This window comes from Pseudomonas sp. IT-196MI5, assembly GCF_949767415.1.
Taxonomy (GTDB): Bacteria; Pseudomonadota; Gammaproteobacteria; order Pseudomonadales; family Pseudomonadaceae; genus Aquipseudomonas.
Genome location: NZ_CATKPZ010000051.1, coordinates 1 through 1,008, shown reverse-complemented (window position 1 = coordinate 1,008; position 1,008 = coordinate 1). Strand labels below are relative to the sequence as shown.

Sequence of the window (1,008 nt, the reverse complement as noted above, 5' to 3'; positions counted from 1 at the left end):
GAAACGGTCTCGACTCCGGAAGACACCGCCGTCACCGGCAGCGTCCTCACGGGCACGAGCAGCGTCGACGGCCCGGTCAGCGTGGTCAATTTCACCATCGGTGACACCACCTACGCCGCTGGCAGCACCGCGACCATCACCAACGTCGGCACCCTGCTGATCGGCGCCAACGGCGCCAACGGCGCCTACACCTTCACCCCGGACACCAACTACAGCGGCAACGTGCCAACCGTCAGCTACACCGTGACTGACGGGTCCGGCAGCAACGTCACCTCGACCCTGAACATCGACGTCACGCCGGTCAACGACAACTTCGCCGATGCCAGCGAAACGGTCTCCACTCAGGAAGACACCGCCGTCACCGGCAGCGTCCTCACGGGCACGAGCAGCGTCGATGGCCCGGTCAGCGTGGTCAATTTCAGCATCGACGGTGTGACCGGCACGTTTGCCGCCGGCCAGACCGCGACCATCGCTAATGTCGGTACCCTGGTGATCGGCACCAATGGTGCCTACACCTTTACCCCGGACGCCAACTACAACGGCGCGGTGCCGACCGTGAGCTACACCGTCACCGACGGGGCCGGCACAGACGACACTTCGACCCTGAACATCGACGTCACCCCGGTCGATGACAGCTTCACCGATGCCAGCGAACACGTGACCACCGCTGAAGACACCGCCCTGACCGGCAGCGTGCTTACTGGAACTTCGAGCGTCGATGGCCCGGTCAGCGTGCTCAGCTTCACCGTCGGTGACACCACCTACGCCGCCGGCAGCACCGCAACCATCGCCAACGTCGGCACCCTGGTGATCGGCACCAATGGCGCTTACACCTTTACCCCGGACGCCAACTACAACGGCACGGTGCCAACCGTCAGCTACACCGTGACCGACGGGTCCGGCAGCAATCTCACCTCGACTTTGAACATCGACGTTACGCCGGTTGATGACAGCTTCACCGACCTCAGCGAAACGGTCTCGACTCCGGAAGACACCGCCCTGACCGGC

Annotated in this window: 1 protein-coding gene; it reads left to right on the top strand. The window is 64.2% G+C overall.

What is annotated here, in order from left to right:
• On the top strand, positions 1 to 1,008 hold a 1,008-nt coding region (locus ACM6IK_RS22705), incomplete at both ends, for a tandem-95 repeat protein (protein ID WP_414876090.1).